General features: G+C 47.9%; 1 pseudogene. It reads left to right on the forward strand.

Features of this window, described 5'->3' with window-relative positions:
- A pseudogene (locus HC176_RS18155) lies at positions 1–340 on the forward strand (amidohydrolase family protein); the annotation flags it as partial.

Below are 340 nucleotides of genomic sequence, written 5' to 3' on the forward strand. Positions count from 1 at the left end.
ATGATCAGCTTAGCAAGGATCAACAGGAGGCCTGGGCCATCTTCGGAGTCTATCCCGGCTTTGGCTGGATGCCCGACAGTAAGGAGATCGTTTTCTGGAGCCAGGGAAAGATCAAAAGAGCAAATATTGAGAATGCCAGTGTTTCTGAAATTCCGTTTGAGGTAAATAACACCATCAAGATCGCAGAAACGCATCAGGTGAAGCACGATGTATTTTCAGAAGAATTTAATCCGAAGGTGATTCGCCACGCGGTGACTTCGCCCGATGGAAAGACCCTTGTCTTTAATGCCGTGGGTTACCTGTGGAAGAAAAGCCTTCCCAACGGTACTCCGGAAAGGAT

This window comes from Tamlana crocina (assembly GCF_012037625.1).